At 58.7% G+C, this 14,381-nt stretch carries 11 protein-coding genes; 7 read left to right on the top strand and 4 right to left on the bottom strand.

What is annotated here, in order from left to right; translation table 11 throughout:
* Positions 1–59: 59 nt before the first annotated feature.
* Entirely contained in the window at positions 60–824 is a 765-nt protein-coding gene (locus ACTQ40_RS04455; RefSeq protein WP_441563438.1) for a NifB/NifX family molybdenum-iron cluster-binding protein, read from the bottom strand.
* A gap of 216 nt (positions 825–1,040) precedes the next feature.
* Here ACTQ40_RS04455 and thyA point away from each other — a divergent pair, with 216 nt between their 5' ends.
* From thyA to ACTQ40_RS04435, 4 genes are all read left to right on the top strand, one after another.
* A complete protein-coding gene (gene thyA, locus ACTQ40_RS04450; protein WP_441563437.1) occupies positions 1,041–1,889 on the top strand; it encodes a thymidylate synthase in 849 nt (282 codons plus the stop codon).
* A 9-nt stretch (positions 1,890–1,898) separates the two neighbouring features.
* Positions 1,899–2,417 (top strand): dihydrofolate reductase, encoded by a 519-nt coding sequence (locus ACTQ40_RS04445; protein ID WP_441563436.1) that lies wholly within the window; start codon positions 1,899–1,901, stop codon positions 2,415–2,417.
* A gap of 109 nt (positions 2,418–2,526) precedes the next feature.
* Positions 2,527–3,441: a TrmH family RNA methyltransferase gene (locus tag ACTQ40_RS04440; protein WP_441563435.1), complete on the top strand. Its 915-nt coding sequence runs from the start codon at positions 2,527–2,529 to the stop codon at positions 3,439–3,441.
* A gap of 125 nt (positions 3,442–3,566) precedes the next feature.
* Positions 3,567–4,916 carry an MATE family efflux transporter gene (locus ACTQ40_RS04435; RefSeq protein ID WP_441548346.1) on the top strand — a complete coding sequence of 450 codons (1,350 nt, stop codon included), beginning with the start codon at positions 3,567–3,569 and terminating at the stop codon, positions 4,914–4,916.
* A gap of 86 nt (positions 4,917–5,002) precedes the next feature.
* On the opposite strand, the gene ACTQ40_RS04430 is transcribed toward ACTQ40_RS04435, so the two are convergent.
* Positions 5,003–5,488: a cob(I)yrinic acid a,c-diamide adenosyltransferase gene (locus tag ACTQ40_RS04430; protein ID WP_441563434.1), complete on the bottom strand. Its 486-nt coding sequence runs from the start codon at positions 5,486–5,488 to the stop codon at positions 5,003–5,005.
* 92 nt (positions 5,489–5,580) lie between these two features.
* On the opposite strand from ACTQ40_RS04430, the gene ftsH reads away from it, so the two are divergent.
* Positions 5,581–7,473 (top strand): ATP-dependent zinc metalloprotease FtsH, encoded by a 1,893-nt coding sequence (gene ftsH, locus ACTQ40_RS04425; protein WP_195838531.1) that lies wholly within the window; start codon positions 5,581–5,583, stop codon positions 7,471–7,473.
* A gap of 76 nt (positions 7,474–7,549) precedes the next feature.
* Positions 7,550–8,002, top strand: coding sequence for a DUF523 domain-containing protein (locus ACTQ40_RS04420; RefSeq protein ID WP_441016321.1), 453 nt, complete (start codon positions 7,550–7,552; stop codon positions 8,000–8,002).
* Positions 8,003–8,130: 128 nt separating this feature from the next.
* On the opposite strand, the gene ACTQ40_RS04415 is transcribed toward ACTQ40_RS04420, so the two are convergent.
* Positions 8,131–9,219, bottom strand: coding sequence for an iron-containing alcohol dehydrogenase family protein (locus tag ACTQ40_RS04415; protein WP_427793784.1), 1,089 nt, complete (start codon positions 9,217–9,219; stop codon positions 8,131–8,133).
* 510 nt (positions 9,220–9,729) lie between these two features.
* Here ACTQ40_RS04415 and ileS point away from each other — a divergent pair.
* The gene (ileS, locus tag ACTQ40_RS04410; protein ID WP_427728193.1) at positions 9,730–12,507 is read left to right on the top strand and encodes an isoleucine--tRNA ligase; all 2,778 of its coding nucleotides are present in this window, start codon (positions 9,730–9,732) and stop codon (positions 12,505–12,507) included.
* Positions 12,508–12,735: 228 nt separating this feature from the next.
* Here ileS and ACTQ40_RS04405 read toward each other — a convergent pair whose 3' ends face one another.
* The gene (locus ACTQ40_RS04405; RefSeq protein ID WP_441088542.1) at positions 12,736–14,334 is read right to left on the bottom strand and encodes a recombinase family protein; all 1,599 of its coding nucleotides are present in this window, start codon (positions 14,332–14,334) and stop codon (positions 12,736–12,738) included.
* Positions 14,335–14,381: the final 47 nt, after the last annotated feature.

Here is a 14,381-nt window from a genome sequence, read left to right as displayed (position 1 = left end):
GCCGTTCGTTCGCAGGTTTTCTCACGCGCGGAAGCGTGTTGGCGTTGAGGTGCTTGCCACTAGTGGCAGCCACAGCTCTCGTGCCCATCATGGTCGTGGTGGCCGTGGCAGCCGCAGGACTCGCCATGCTCGTGGGCGTGCTCGTGCTCGTGCCCATGGCAGTCGCAGGTGGCCTCGCCGGTCTGCGCGAGCGTGCCGGCAATGAGGGCCTCGACGCAGGCGTCGCAGCTGCCCTGGGCGCCCGCATAGACCGTGATGCCTGCCTGGGTGAGCGCGTTGATGGCGCCGCCGCCGATACCGCCGCAGATGAGCGTATCGACGCCACCGTTGGCGAGCAGGCCCGCTAGGGCGCCGTGACCAGTGCCGCCGGTGCCTACGACCTGCTCGTTGAGTACCTTGCCATCCTGGATGTCATAGATTTTGAACTGCTCGCTGCGGCCAAAGTGCATAAAGATGTTGCCGTTGTCGTACGTCGTTGCCACCCTCATGGTGCCGACCTCCTTTGCTGGCCATATGGCCGTCGTCGTAGGTGTGGGGGAGTATGCGATATTGCCGCCCTCGATACTAAGTGCTCGCCCGTTGACCAGCGCGTTTGCCACCTTCCGATGCGCGCGGCTGCAGATGGCCGCCACGGTGGCACGGGCGATGCCCATTTGCTGGGCGACGGCCTCCTGATTGAGGCCTTCCAGGTCGCAAAGCCGTAGGACTTCGAGCTCATCGACCGTCATGTCGATGGCGTCTCCGCTGGCAAGGCCGTCAGGGGTAAAGCCGCGATATTCGGGAATGATCCCAACGCGGCGCAATTTTTCGCGTCTTCCTGCCATACACTCTCCAAATCTGACATATGTCAACAATAGGATAGCGCGTATACGAAACCGCTCAAGCTATTTTTGGCATATGTCAAAAAAGCTAAAGGTGCAGCATTTGCGAATGCGGTGCCGTACTGCCGTGCATTGCGTGTGCCGCCCCAAGTGTGCAATTCGATGCTGCGCGCCTGGGCTACAATAAAAATCGCTTATAGGCGACTGACAGGAGGGTCAATGAGCAAAGCTGATCAACAGTTTGTAGCCATGTGCCGCGATATTCTGGACCATGGCACCACTACCGAGGGCCAAAAGGTTCGTCCGGTGTGGGAGGACGGCACCCCTGCCTATACCATTAAAAACTTTGGCGTTACGGCACGCTACGACCTGCGTGAGGAGTTTCCGGCGCTTACCCTGCGTCGTACGGCCCTCAAATCTGCCATGGACGAGATTCTATGGATCTATCAAAAGAAGTCCAATAACGTGCATGACCTCAACAGCCATATTTGGGATGAGTGGGCCGACGAGACCGGCTCCATCGGCAAGGCCTACGGGTACCAGATTGGGCAGAAGAGCCATTATGCCGAGGGTGACTTTGACCAGATGGACCGCGTGCTGTACGACCTTAAGCACACGCCGTACAGCCGCCGCATCATGACCAATACGTACGTGTTTAGCGACCTGTCCGAGATGCACCTGTATCCGTGCGCCTACAGCGTGACCTATAACGTCACGCAGCGCCCGCAGGATGACAAGCCCACACTCAACATGATTCTCAACCAGCGCAGCCAGGACATTTTGGCCGCGAACAACTGGAATGTGTGCCAGTACGCCATTTTGCTGATGATGGTCGCGCAGTCGGTCGATATGATCGCTGGCGAGTTGCTGCATGTGATCGCCGATGCCCATATTTACGACCGTCATGTCGATATCGTCCGCGAGCTTATCGAGCGTCCGCAGTTTGCGGCTCCAAAGGTAACGCTCAACCCCAATGTGCATGATTTCTACGCGTTTACGACCGACGACTTGATCGTTGAGGGCTATGAGCACGGCCCGCAGGTCAAGAACATCCCCATTGCGGTGTAGGTGACGCGCATGACGTGTAAGCTTTCTGCCATTGTCGCCGTGTGCGATGACTGGGGCATTGGGTGCGAGGGTGACATGGTCGTGTCCAACCGTGCCGACATGCGCCATTTTGTGGCGTGCACCAAGGGTTGTCCGGTCATTATGGGACGCAAGACCCTGCTGAGTTTTCCCGGCGGGCGTCCGCTTAAGAACCGTCGCAACATTGTGCTCACGCGCGACGAGGGCTTTGCTCCCGAGGGCGTCGACGTGGTGCATAGTATCGATGAGGCGCTCGCCGCGGTTGCCGATGAGCCCGTTGCCTGGGTGATCGGTGGCGGCGATGTCTATCGGCAGTTTTTGCCGTACTGCGTGGAGGCCAAGGTCACGCATAACCATTGCGTACATGACGTGGACACGTATTTTCCCAATTTGGATGTCGATCCTGCGTGGGAAGTTGCGCGGCGCGACGGGGTTGCCACGATTGCCGCGGGTGAGGGTGACGAAGGCCTCGATTATGAGTTCGTGACATATCGTCGCGTTGATGCTTAAATCGTCTGGCGTGAACGGTATCACCGGGTTGATTGAATGCATGGGGCGGCGCTTAGCGTCGCCTCGTTTGGTATAGATGTGCTGTAAAGAAGGGTACGGGCTGGCTGCTATGACTGATGCCGTTGAGGTGCTGCGAATCGATTCCCTTAATGATGAGCGGCTCGACGCCTACGTGCGACTGACTGAGCGCGAGCTGCGCTGCGTGCTGGAGCCGCAAAAGGGCATCTTTATCGCCGAGAGCGCCAAGGTCATCGAGCGCGCGGTGCGTGCCGGATACGAGCCGGTGAGCTTTCTTTTGGGTGAGCGCTGGCTCGATCAGATGATGCCGCTGTTCGAGCGTCTGGTTGTACGCGAGGGCGCAGGTCCGGTTCCTGTGTTCGTGGCCTCCATGGAGCTCATGGAGCAATTGACGGGCTTTAACGTGACGCGCGGTGCGCTCGCGGCGTTCCGTCGCCCGCGTCAGATTCCGGTTGATGAGTTCTTGGGCGGCGTCGTCGATGTGGCGGGTGAGCGCCCGGTGCGCGTGTGCGTGCTCGAGGGTATTGTCGATCATACTAATGTGGGTGCGATTTTCCGCTCGGCGGCAGCGTTGAATGTCGATGGCATTTTGGTGAGCCCCACTTGCTGTGACCCGCTGTACCGCCGCTCTGCCCGTGTGAGCATGGGCACGGTGTTTCAGGTGCCGTGGACGCGCATTGGCAGCGAGGCGCGCGTATGGCCGCATGATGGGCTGGCGGCGCTGCACGATGCCGGCTTTTCGTGTGCCGCCATGGCATTGACGGATGATTCGGTGTCGTTGGACGATCCTGCGCTGCAAGAGATTGACCGGTTGGCGATCTTTATGGGCACCGAGGGTGCCGGCCTGGGCGCCAAGACCATCGCGGGCTGTGACCGGGCTGTGCGTATTCCGATGGCGCACGGGGTCGATTCGCTCAACGTGGCCGCGGCGAGTGCTGTCGCTTTTTGGCAGCTGTGTCCGCACGTGAGCAACGAGTATCACTACCAGCCGGGACTGTATCACTAGGCAGATATTTTGCACCGGGCTCTGAGTCCGGGTGTTTCGGTTGACGCCGGTCGGTGCTAAGCTGGTGCTGGCCTTGGTCTTAAATTGACGTTTTGTTGTTTGACGTGCGCTGGTGGGGAGGGCGTGTGGCTAAGAAATCTACGGCTATCGATGTAACACAGGGTGTTATTTGGCAGCAGTTGCTTTCGCTGTGCGTTCCCATCTTCTTTAGTTCGTTCTTTCAGCAGGCCTACACACTTATCGGTACCTATATCGTCGGTCAGTTTGGCGGCAAGCTCGCGTTGGGCGGCATCCAGGCCACGATGGTGCTCACGGAGCTCTGCATCGGTTTTTGCGTCGGTGTTGGCGCCGGCTGTGCTGTTATTACGGGTCAGTATTTTGGCCAGCACGATGATGAGCGACTGAGTCGTTCGGTCCATACGGCCATGACGCTCGCTCTGGTGGGCGGTATCGTCGTCTCGATTCTGGGCATAGTGTTCGTTGAGCCCATGCTGGTGCTTATGAATACGCCGCATGAACTATTGGCCGAGGGTGTGGCCTATGCTCGTTGCTATTTTGCCGCCATGGTTGCGGCGCTGCTGCTCAATATGGGAACGGCACTGCTGCGCGCCGTGGGCGACACGCGTGGGCCTGCCGTGATCATCGCTTCCGGCTGCCTCGTTAACGTGGTACTGGATATCATTTTTGTTGCCGTGCTGCATATGGAGGCTCTGGGCTGCGGCATCGCGGTGGCGCTGACCATTTGCTCCAACGCCACGATGATCGTGATTCGCATGATGCACGCACCGGGTGCGTGGCGGCTTTCACTGTCCAAACTCGGCATTGATCCTGGTATTTGCAAGAGCATGATCTCGTGTGGTCTGCCGCTTGGCTTTCAGTCTGCTGCGTATTCGATTTCCAACGTCTTGATTCAGGTGTCGGTCAACTCGTTTGGTGCCGATGTCACCACGGCTTGGGGTCTTTCGGGCCGCTTAGATGGCATTGTCTGGATGGTTACCGAGGCGCTTGGCGTGTCGATCACCACGTTCTCGGCACAGAACTTTGGCGCGCGCAACTACGAGCGCATGCGCAAGGGCTACCATACGTCGCTCGTGCTGTCGTTTATGCTCATTGGTGGCCTGTCTGCCGTGCTGCTGGTGTTCTCGGGTCCTCTGTCGCGTCTGTTTGTCGACGATGCTTCGATCTCAGCCTACACCACGACCATCATCCATTTTATTGCGCCGTTCTATGCGATTTTCTCGATTATCGAAAACGCGTCGGGCTCCATTCGCGGTGCCGGCGTGAGCTTGCAGCCCATGATTCTCACGATTTTCGGCACCGTCGTGCTCAGGGTGATCTGGGTGTTTGCGATCATGCCTTTCGATCCGTCGCTTGAGCTCCTGCTGCTGGTTTACCCCGTAACCTGGCTCATCACGGCCACGATGTTCACCATCTACCACCACAGCGGCAACTGGCTAGGCCGCGCTACTGCCTAATGATCCGTATGAGACAGAGGAAAACGGATCATTGCTCTCCGTGGGTGATGTCGATGATTCGTTTTCCTCCGTCCCCTTTGGATCAATTAGTATTCGATGCCTTGGCGGGCTAGGAGGCCTTCGTCGAAGTAGTGTTTGACGGGTCGCATTTCGGTTACGAGGTCGGCAAGGTCGGCGAGGGGCAGCAAGCCGCGGCCAGTGAGCACGAGCTCCGTGGTGGTTGGTTTCATAGCGATCAACGCTTCGACATCTTCGCGCGTCACAAAGCCCCGTCGCATGGCTTCTCCCAGCTCATCCAAGATCAGCACGTCGACTTGGCTAATCTGCTCGCGCGCCAGCTCCATGATCTGTGCGGCACAGGCTTCGGGCGTGTCGCGGTCGGCTTGTACGATGCAAAGCCCCAATCGAGGAGCTGCGTCATGTTCGGCGCAGTGCAGCTTCTTGGCAAACTGAAGCATGAGCACGTTAAGTCCATAGCCCGTGGCGCGCAGCGCGAGCCCCAGCGCAGCCGTTGTCTTGCCCTTGCCGTCGCCCGTATAGATTTGAACCTTGCCGGCTTCCAGTGATGCCATCTCTGTCCTTTCGTGCCCGGTGTCGGTTTATCGCCGGCCGGGTGGGGTATTCTAGTTAGCATTATCAACCCCAGTAGATGGAGTTCAAGCAGATGGAGATGGATGACAACAAACGTAGACGGAATATGATCCTCTACGTGCTCATCGCCTTCGTCGTCTACCTCGTGCTCTCGACCGTTCTGTTCCCCAACATCGGTCACACGCAGCAGATTACGAAGACCGATTACTCGACGTTTGTCAAAGCGCTCGACAAGAAGAGCGTCGATAAGGTCGAGTACAACACGGACGATTACTCGATTTATTACACCAAGAAGGGCGAGGACGAGAACATCGCCTACAAGACGACCGGTGTGCCGAATGATGCGGGCTTTACCGATCGCGTGCTTGAATCTGGCGCCTCGCTTGAGTCGGTCGTTCCCGATAAGAACTCGGGTCTGATGACTTACTACCTGCTCACCCTCATTCTTCCCATGGCGATTTTCTTCCTGATCGGCTGGTGGCTCAACCGCCGCATGAAGAAGGCCATGGGTGATGACGGCCCGTCGATGAACTTTGGCGGCGGCGGTTTTGGCGGCGGTGGACTGGGCAAGTCCGGCGCGCGCGTGATTGCCTCCAAGGATGTGGGAGTGACCTTTAAGGATGTCGCTGGCCAGGAAGAGGCCAAGGAGTCCCTCAAGGAGGTCGTCGACTTTCTGGAGAAGCCGCAGCGCTACGAGGAGATTGGCGCCAAGCTGCCGCGCGGTGCCCTCCTTGTCGGCCCTCCGGGTACCGGTAAAACCCTGCTTGCCAAGGCTGTGGCCGGCGAGGCGGGTGTGCCGTTCTTTAGTATTTCGGGCTCTGAGTTTGTTGAGATGTTCGTCGGCCGCGGCGCCGCCAAGGTTCGCGATCTGTTTAAGCAGGCCAAGGAAAAGGCCCCGTGCATCGTCTTTATCGATGAGATCGATACCATTGGCAAGAAGCGTGACGGCGGCGGCTTTAGTGGTAACGACGAGCGCGAGCAGACGCTCAACCAGCTGCTGACCGAGATGGACGGCTTCGATAACCACAAGGGTATCGTCGTCCTCGCTGCCACCAACCGTCCCGACAGCCTCGACCCGGCCCTGTTGCGCCCCGGTCGTTTTGATCGCCGCATCCCCGTTGAGCTGCCCGACCTGACCGGCCGTAAGAACATTCTTGAGCTGCACGCCAAGAGCGTGAAGACGCAGCCGCCGATCGATTTGACCGCGATTGCCCGCGCCACGCCCGGTGCCTCGGGCGCCGACCTGGCCAACATCATCAACGAGGGCGCCCTGCGTGCCGTCCGCGAGGGTCGCAAGCGCGCCACGCAGGACGATTTTGAGGAGTCGGTGGAGGTCGTCATCGCCGGTCAGCAGCGCAAGTCCACGGTGCTGTCCGACCACGAGAAGCAGGTCGTTTCTTACCACGAGATCGGTCATGCCATCGTTGCCGCTCGCCAGAAGGGCTCTGCGCCGGTCACAAAGATCACCATCGTGCCGCGCACGAGCGGTGCTCTGGGCTACACCATGCAGGTCGAGGAGGACGAGCGCTTCCTGACCACGCGCCAGGAGATCCTGGACAAGCTCGCCGTCTATTGCGGTGGCCGTGCTGCCGAGGAGCTCATCTTTGGCGAGATGACGACCGGCGCCGCCAACGATATCGAGCAGGCCACCAAGCTCGCCCGTAACATGGTGACGCGCTTTGGTATGTCCGATGAGTTTGGCATGATGGCGCTCGGTACCGTGCAGAACGCGTACCTTAACCAGGATACGTCGCTCACCTGCGCCCCCGGTACGGCCGAGCGCGTGGACGCGATTGTCGCCAAGCTGATCGAGGATGCGCACGACCGCGCCCTGCAGATCTTGAAGGAGAACAAGTTTAAGCTCCACGAGCTGGCTCGTTATCTGTACAAGAAGGAGACGATTACGGGCGAGGAGTTTATGAATCTCCTCACGCGTGAGAATCCGCTGATGCCAAAGCAGCAGTAATACTAGTTGCGCAGTGTCAATCGCCCCATTTGAGTGTCCATCTCAAATGGGGCGTTTTGCTTGGGAAGAGTTGTATATGAAGATTGTGGTAAGTGCCTGCTTGATGGGCGAGAGCTGCAAGTATAACGGGCTCGATAATTACCATCGCGAGCTGGTCGAGGCTTGCGAGCGCACGGGAACCGAGGTCCTGTTGGTATGCCCCGAGGTTTTTGGTGGCTTGCCCACACCGCGCAAGCCGTCCGAGATTGTGAACGGCGAGGTCCGTACCTGCGAGGGCGCCTCGGTCGATCGTGAGTTTCGCCTGGGTGCCGAGCGCGCACTCGACATGTGCGAGCAGGCGGGCGGGCCGGAAGAGATCGCCGCGTGCATCTTACAGGACCGTAGCCCCTCGTGCGGTGCAGGTCGCATCTACGATGGCACCTTTAGCGGCACGCTCACCGCGGGCAACGGTGTCTTCGTCGACCTGCTCCTGCGCCACGGGTACCGTGTGATTCCCGCAAGTGAATTTGACCCGAGCATGTTGGAATAGCAAAAGAATGGGGTAGCCATCATTTGAATGGCTACCCCATTTGCTGTCGAGATAAACTATTTCACCAATTAGAAATGGCGTTTGCCCAGATAAAACCTGCCAAAATAAACCTGTCCCTTTTTGGTAGGTTAGGCGAGGAGGGTGTGGCCGTAGGCGTTGGCTGCCTTGATGGCGGCGGCGAACTTCTCGTCGGTGAAGGGCTCGGGGTTACCCTGCTTCCACTCGTTGGTGGCGTGCGCGTACTCGCACAGGGCAGGGATATCGGCCTCGGAAAGCCCGACCTGCTCAAGCGTCACGGGCAGGCCCATCTGCTTGTTAAAGGCCGCGTAGCGTTCAAGGTTCTCGGTGTCGCCCGTGTAGGCGAACAGCACCAGCACGCCCAGGCTTACGACCTCGCCGTGCAGGTAGGTGCCCTCACGCGGAATGCTGCAAGTGGCGTTGTAGAACGCGTGTGCCACGCTCGAGTTGTAGTAGTAATCGTTCTGGTTGGTCAGGTTCGAGACATATCCCGTGTTGACCACGATATCGAGCGCGATCTGCTTGACGGCCTCGCTCGACAGGTCCTGGCGCACGTCCTCAAGACCCTGGACGCCATAGGTAAACAGCGGCTCGGAGCAGGTGTGGGCGAGTGCCAGACCAAGACCGGCGGTGTGCTCCAAATTTCCGGCGCTCGTGGCGTACTCGACCTCGGGCTGCTTAGACAGGGCATCGCCTACGCCGGCCCAGAAGTACTCTGCCGGTGCCTCGGCGATGATCTTGGGGTTGATGAAGATGTGCGCGGGGCGGTTGGGGTACGAATAGCCCTCGAGCGATCCGTCGTCGTTGTAGACAACGGCAATGGCGGTCGCGGCGGAGCAGTTGGAGCAGATTGTCGGGACAGTGAAGACGATCTTCTTGAGCTCGATAGCTGCGGTCTTCACGGTGTCGAGCGCCTTGCCGCCACCACAGGCTATGAGCACGTCTGCCTGCTGGCAGGCGGGGGAGTTTACGACCTTGGCGATATTGGCGCGTGTGCTGTTGGTGCCGTAGACGCGCGTCTCCAGAACCTCGACGCCGGTTCCTGCCAGCGCGGCTTCGATGCCGGGAAGTGCTGCAGCCAGTGCTCGCTTGCCACCGATGATTGCGACCTTGGTCGCACCGTATTCGGCCAGCGCGCCGGGCAGCTCGTCGAAGCAGTCCTCGCCGACGGTATAGTCGCTCATTCCGATCGTGCGCATAGCAACCTTCTTTCGTCCGATAAAGTGCTTTCAGGTATTTTGCTCCTAGAGAAGGTCCCCAGCCGCGAGAAATTTCGAACGTATAAAACCAGTGTTGAGGGTTTTTCGTCGGCGCGGAACGTGCTAGCATACTCCGCATAAGCGTTGATGGGGACGAGTAGTCGGCCGTCCGCATGCTACAGAGAGCGGGGAGCGCTGAGAACCCGTGCATGCGACCGATGAAAATCACCCCGGAGCTGCGGTCCCAACGGACGCGCCGCGCAGGCACGTCTTAGTAGATATCGCCGAGATGGTCGTCGATACAGGCCAGCCGAGTAACGGATGCGAGCGCGCGGCGACGCGGGCGAGGGCATCTAAGCTGGGTGGTTAAACGAAGAGCTTTTACGGGCAGACTGTCTGTCTTGTGGCGCTTCGTCCCAGCTTGCAGGGACGGGCGCTTTTTTGGTGCCCAGAGGGCGTGCGCGCCCATGACAAGAAAGGGGTACCGTGGCAAACGAGTACAAGCAGACGATGAATCTGCCCAAGACCGGTTTTCCCATGCGTGCCGGTCTTTCCAAGTCCGAGCCCAAGCGACTCAAGGACTGGCAGGACAACAAGGTCTACGAGCAAGTTCTAAAGAAGAACAAGGGTCACAAGAAGTTCGTGCTGCACGACGGCCCTCCGTATGCCAACGGCCCGATCCACATCGGCCACGCCATGAACAAGATCTCTAAGGACATGATCAATCGTTACTGGATGATGCAGGGCTATGAGGTTCCCTATGTCCCCGGTTGGGACTGCCACGGTCAGCCGATTGAGCACAAGGTCGAGGAGAAGCTCGGCACCGAGAAGTTCAACCAGACCTCCACGGCTAAGATCCGCGAGCTTTGCAATAAGTTCGCTGTCGAGAACATCGAGCTGCAGAAGGCCGGCTTCCGTCGCCTGGGCGTGCTTGGCGACTGGGACAACCCGTATCTGACGCTCTATCACCAGCATGACGCCGCCGACATCGAGGTCTTCAAGGCCATGTTCGACAAGGGCATGATCTATCGCGGTCATAAGCCCGTCCACTGGTGCAAGCACTGCCACACCGCGCTGGCCGAGGCCGAGATCGAGTACTCCGACGAGACGAGCCCGTCTATCTTCGTGCGCTTTGAGATGACCACTAAGCCTGCCGGTCTCGAGAGCTTCGACGGCCCGGTTGACTTCATTATCTGGACGACCACGCCGTGGACCATCCCCTCCGACCAGGCCGTTTCCCTTAAGCCCGGCGCCGCCTATGTTGCCGTTGAGCACGATGGCCGTGCCGAGGTTATGCTCGAGGACCTGGCTCCCAAGTGCTGTGAGGAGTTTGGCTGGGAGTACACCCCGGTCATGGTCGACGGTAAGCCCTATGTGGTTCCCGCTGAGACCTTCCACCACATCCACTACAAGCAGCCGATCTTTGACGGTGTCGAGGGCGTGGCACTGCTGGCCGATTACGTCGGCGTCGATGACGGTACCGGTATCGTCCACAACTCGCCCGGCCACGGCGTCGACGACTACTTCGCCTGCCTCAAGGAGGGCATCACCGATATCTGCATGCCGGTTGATGACGACGGTAAGTTCTACACCGGCGAGGAGTTTGGTACCGGTGGCCCCTTCAGCGGTATGGATACCGACGAGGCCAATCCGCACATCATCGAGTTCCTGCGCGAGCGCGGCACCCTGGTCCTCGAGAAGAAGATCACGCACAGCTATCCGCACTGCTGGCGCTGCAAGCACCCGGTGCTCTTTCGTGCTACCGACCAGTGGTTTGTCTCGATGGACAAGACCGGTTTGCGCGAGCAGGCTGGCAAAGAGATCCGCGAGAACGTCAAGTGGTATCCGGCCCACGCGGCCAACCGCATCGGTGCCATGGTCGAGCAGCGTCCCGACTGGTGCATCAGCCGTCAGCGCAACTGGGGCGTGCCTATCCCCAGCTACACCTGCGCCGACTGCGGCGAGAAGGTCATGAACGACGCCACGCTCGACGCCGTCATCAAGCTCTTCCACGAGAAGGGCTCCGACGCCTGGTTCACCGACGCTCCCGAGAGCTACCTGGGCGAGGCTTGCGTCTGCCCCAAGTGCGGCGGCCATCACCTCAAGGCCGATAAGGACATCCTCGACGTGTGGTGGGACTCCGGCGTGTCCTGGAAGGCCGTCTGCGAGTATCGCCCCGAGCTTGAGTACCCGGCGGATGTGTACCTCGAGGGCTCCGACCAGCACCGCGGCTGGTTCCAGAGCTCGTTGCTCACCTCGGTGGGTGCCAACGGCCACGCTCCGTACAAGGCGGTCGTTTCGCAGGGCTTCACGCTCGATGGCCAGGGCCGCAAGATGTCCAAGTCGCTCGGCAACGTCATCGACCCCAACAAGGTCTGCGACGAGATGGGCGCCGATATCATCCGCCTGTGGGTCGCCTCGGTCGATACCAGCTCCGACGTCTCCATCGACCACGAGATCCTTGCTCGTACGTCCGATGCCTACCGTCGTTTCCGCAACACGCTGCGCTTCCTGCTCTCCGAGCTCGAGGGTCAGTTTGAGCCCGAGACCGACGGCGTCGCCTTTGCCGACCTGCTGCCGCTCGACAAGCTCATGGTTGCCCGTCTGACCCAGGTCCAGGCCGAGGTCGACGACGCCTACGCCAGCTACGAGTTCCCGCGCGCCTACCGTGCGCTCTACGACTTTGTGGTTACCGAGCTTTCCAACGTGTACCTCGACGCCCTGAAGGACCGCCTGTACTGCGACAAGCCCGGCTCGCTCGAGCGCCGCAGCGCCCAGACCGTGCTGGCCGAGCTCTTCTCGATGCTCATGCGCGACCTGCAGCCGATCCTGTCCTACACGGTCGACGAGGCCATGGCCTATGCGCCCGCCGGCTGCGTCGATCACCAGAAGTACGCCGCGCTGCTCGATTGGTACAAGTCGCCCATCACGGTCGACGAGGCCAATGAGTTCGAGGGTGTGCTCGAGGCCTCGCTCGAGCTCCGTAGCGCTGTGACCAAGGCCCTTGAGGATGCCCGCTCCGCCGGCACCTTCACCAAGAGCCAGCAGGTCCGCGTCAAGGCGGTCGTTCCCGCCGAGATGTATGCGCTGCTGACCGGCGACAAGGCCGTCGATCTGGCCGAGTTCTACATCGTCTCCGATGTTGAGCTAACCCAGGGCGAGGAGCTTTCCGTCGCTATTGAGGCCGCCGAGGGCGAGTGCTGCGACCGTTGCTGGAACTATCGCACCACCGTCGGCGAGTACAACGGTCACGCGCATATCTGCAAGCGCTGCGCGAATGCCTTGTAGTTACGCGGTTTTACCAAACCGTGTAACAGGTTGACGCTGCAAACCCGCCAGAGCGGCAATCTGCCTTTCAGCTTCGGCGGCATGACCAGAAGGTCTATGCCGCCTTGCTTCAAGGCACCTTGCTCGCTCTGGCGGGTTTTCGCTCATATGACCCAATCCGCTGTCAAGAGCCACAATGGCCCCGCCGACCGCTTGCAATCGGTCGGCGGGGCCTGCCGTTTGCTGGGGTTAGATAGCGATACTTTTTACATCTACCATGTTGCGGCGGTCATGGTTGACAACTTGCGTCGGCTCCTGCTCGGTATCAACCTGTCCGACAAAGCTATAATGGATTTCGATTTTCCGGGTGTTGGTTTCCCGGTCTAATTCATGTATCAAAATACGGTCGATAAACTCATGGACGTTTTCATAGGTCAATTCCTGTATGTCGCTGTATTTCCCGACAATCTGAATAAACCTTGATATATCCCTTTTTCGCTCGGTAACGGTTGCGATCTGCTGTTGTAACTCGTCTATCCTTGCGGCAAGGGATTTCTTTTCGTCCTCATAGCCGGAAGTTAGAAACACAAACCGTTCATCTGTCAGTCTGCCTAATGCGTTGTCCTCATACAGCTTGCGGAAAAGCGTGTCAAGTTCGGTCATACGCGCCTGTGCTTTGAAAAGTTCCTTTTGCTGCTGCGCTAATGCCTTTCTCGCTTCCATGTCGCCGTACTCGGTAGCTTTACAGATAAAGTCCTGTTCGTGTTCCTTAACATACCGCAAAACCCGCCGCATATCTTCCAGCACTAAATCAAGAAGTACGTTTTTGCGGATATAATGAGAGGTACACTCGCTGCCTGTCCTTGCCCTGTTGCGCCATGCGCCGCAAGAATAGGAAAACTTGCGCGGCTCGATATTTACGCCCTGTTGGTAATACATCTTATGTCTGCAACCAGCGCAAAACAGCAAGCCGGAAAAAATATCAATCTCCGCTGCTTTTGTCGGGCGGTGGCGGGTAGCAATCCGCTTTTGCGCAAGTTCAAAGGTTTCCTCGTCAACAAGCGGCTCATGGGTGTTTGGGAAGAAATAGCGTTGTTCTTCTTCGTTCTTCCGGGTCTTTTTCGACTTGTAGGATACCTTGTGAGTTTTCGCGGTTATGGTATGCCCTAAATATTCCTGCCTTGCTAATATGTCATAGAGCGTTTTGTCCGGCCAAGTATAGGGGGCGATCATTGCCCGCTGATACCGCGCCTGTCCTGTACGCTGATAGCGCAACGCTCCAATCGTCAAGACTTTGTTTTCCGCAAGCCATTTTTGGATTTCGCACATACGCACGCCGCTAACAAACATAGCGAAAACCTGTTTGACAATCGGCGCGGTTTCCGGGTCGGGTATAAGGTGGTGGCGGTTGTTCGGGTCTGGGATATAGCCGTATGGATATTCCCCGTTGACGCGCTCGCCTTTTTGCGCCTGTGCCTGTTTAACTGCGCGGATTTTCTTGCTTGTGTCGCGGGCGTAAAACTCGTTAAACCAGTTCCGCAAGGGGGTAAACTCGTTATCCTCCCGCGCTGTGTCAACTCCGTCGTTGATCGCGATATAGCGTACTCCGTTTTCGGGAAATACAATCTCTATGAGTTCGCCCGTTTTCAGATAGTTTCTGCCAAGACGGGAAAGGTCTTTGGTAATGACCGTCGCCACTCGTCCGGCTTCCACTTCCTGCAACATCGCTTGCAGCCCCTCGCGCTCAAAACTCACGCCGGAAAATCCGTCGTCCACAAAAAACTTGGCTCTTCGGTGGTTTCTGTGGGAGAGATTCCGGCATAGGCCCAGCTCAGCGGGCGAAAACAACGATCTGGAACTGAAACGGCCCCGGGAGGGGCCGTTTCCGCGTCATC

The sequence above is a fragment of the Collinsella sp. Sow4_D11 genome (genome assembly GCF_052116465.1).
GTDB lineage: Bacteria > Actinomycetota > Coriobacteriia > Coriobacteriales > Coriobacteriaceae > Collinsella.
The sequence above is the reverse complement of the archived record's forward strand: the minus strand, read 5'-3'. Positions and strand labels throughout refer to the sequence as shown.

Excerpts from the sequence above, each read along its gene's own strand:
- ACTQ40_RS04415 (WP_427793784.1), bottom strand. The coding sequence starts at position 9,219 with ATGCGCACGATCGGAATGAGCGACTATACCGTCGGCGAGGACTGCTTC.
- ACTQ40_RS04445 (WP_441563436.1), top strand. The coding sequence starts at position 1,899 with ATGACGTGTAAGCTTTCTGCCATTGTCGCCGTGTGCGATGACTGGGGC.
- ileS (WP_427728193.1), top strand. The coding sequence starts at position 9,730 with ATGAATCTGCCCAAGACCGGTTTTCCCATGCGTGCCGGTCTTTCCAAG.
- ACTQ40_RS04455 (WP_441563438.1), bottom strand. The coding sequence starts at position 824 with ATGGCAGGAAGACGCGAAAAATTGCGCCGCGTTGGGATCATTCCCGAA.
- ACTQ40_RS04430 (WP_441563434.1), bottom strand. The coding sequence starts at position 5,488 with ATGGCATCACTGGAAGCCGGCAAGGTTCAAATCTATACGGGCGACGGC.
- ftsH (WP_195838531.1), top strand. The coding sequence starts at position 5,581 with ATGGAGATGGATGACAACAAACGTAGACGGAATATGATCCTCTACGTG.
- ACTQ40_RS04440 (WP_441563435.1), top strand. The coding sequence starts at position 2,527 with ATGACTGATGCCGTTGAGGTGCTGCGAATCGATTCCCTTAATGATGAG.
- thyA (WP_441563437.1), top strand. The coding sequence starts at position 1,041 with ATGAGCAAAGCTGATCAACAGTTTGTAGCCATGTGCCGCGATATTCTG.
- ACTQ40_RS04420 (WP_441016321.1), top strand. The coding sequence starts at position 7,550 with ATGAAGATTGTGGTAAGTGCCTGCTTGATGGGCGAGAGCTGCAAGTAT.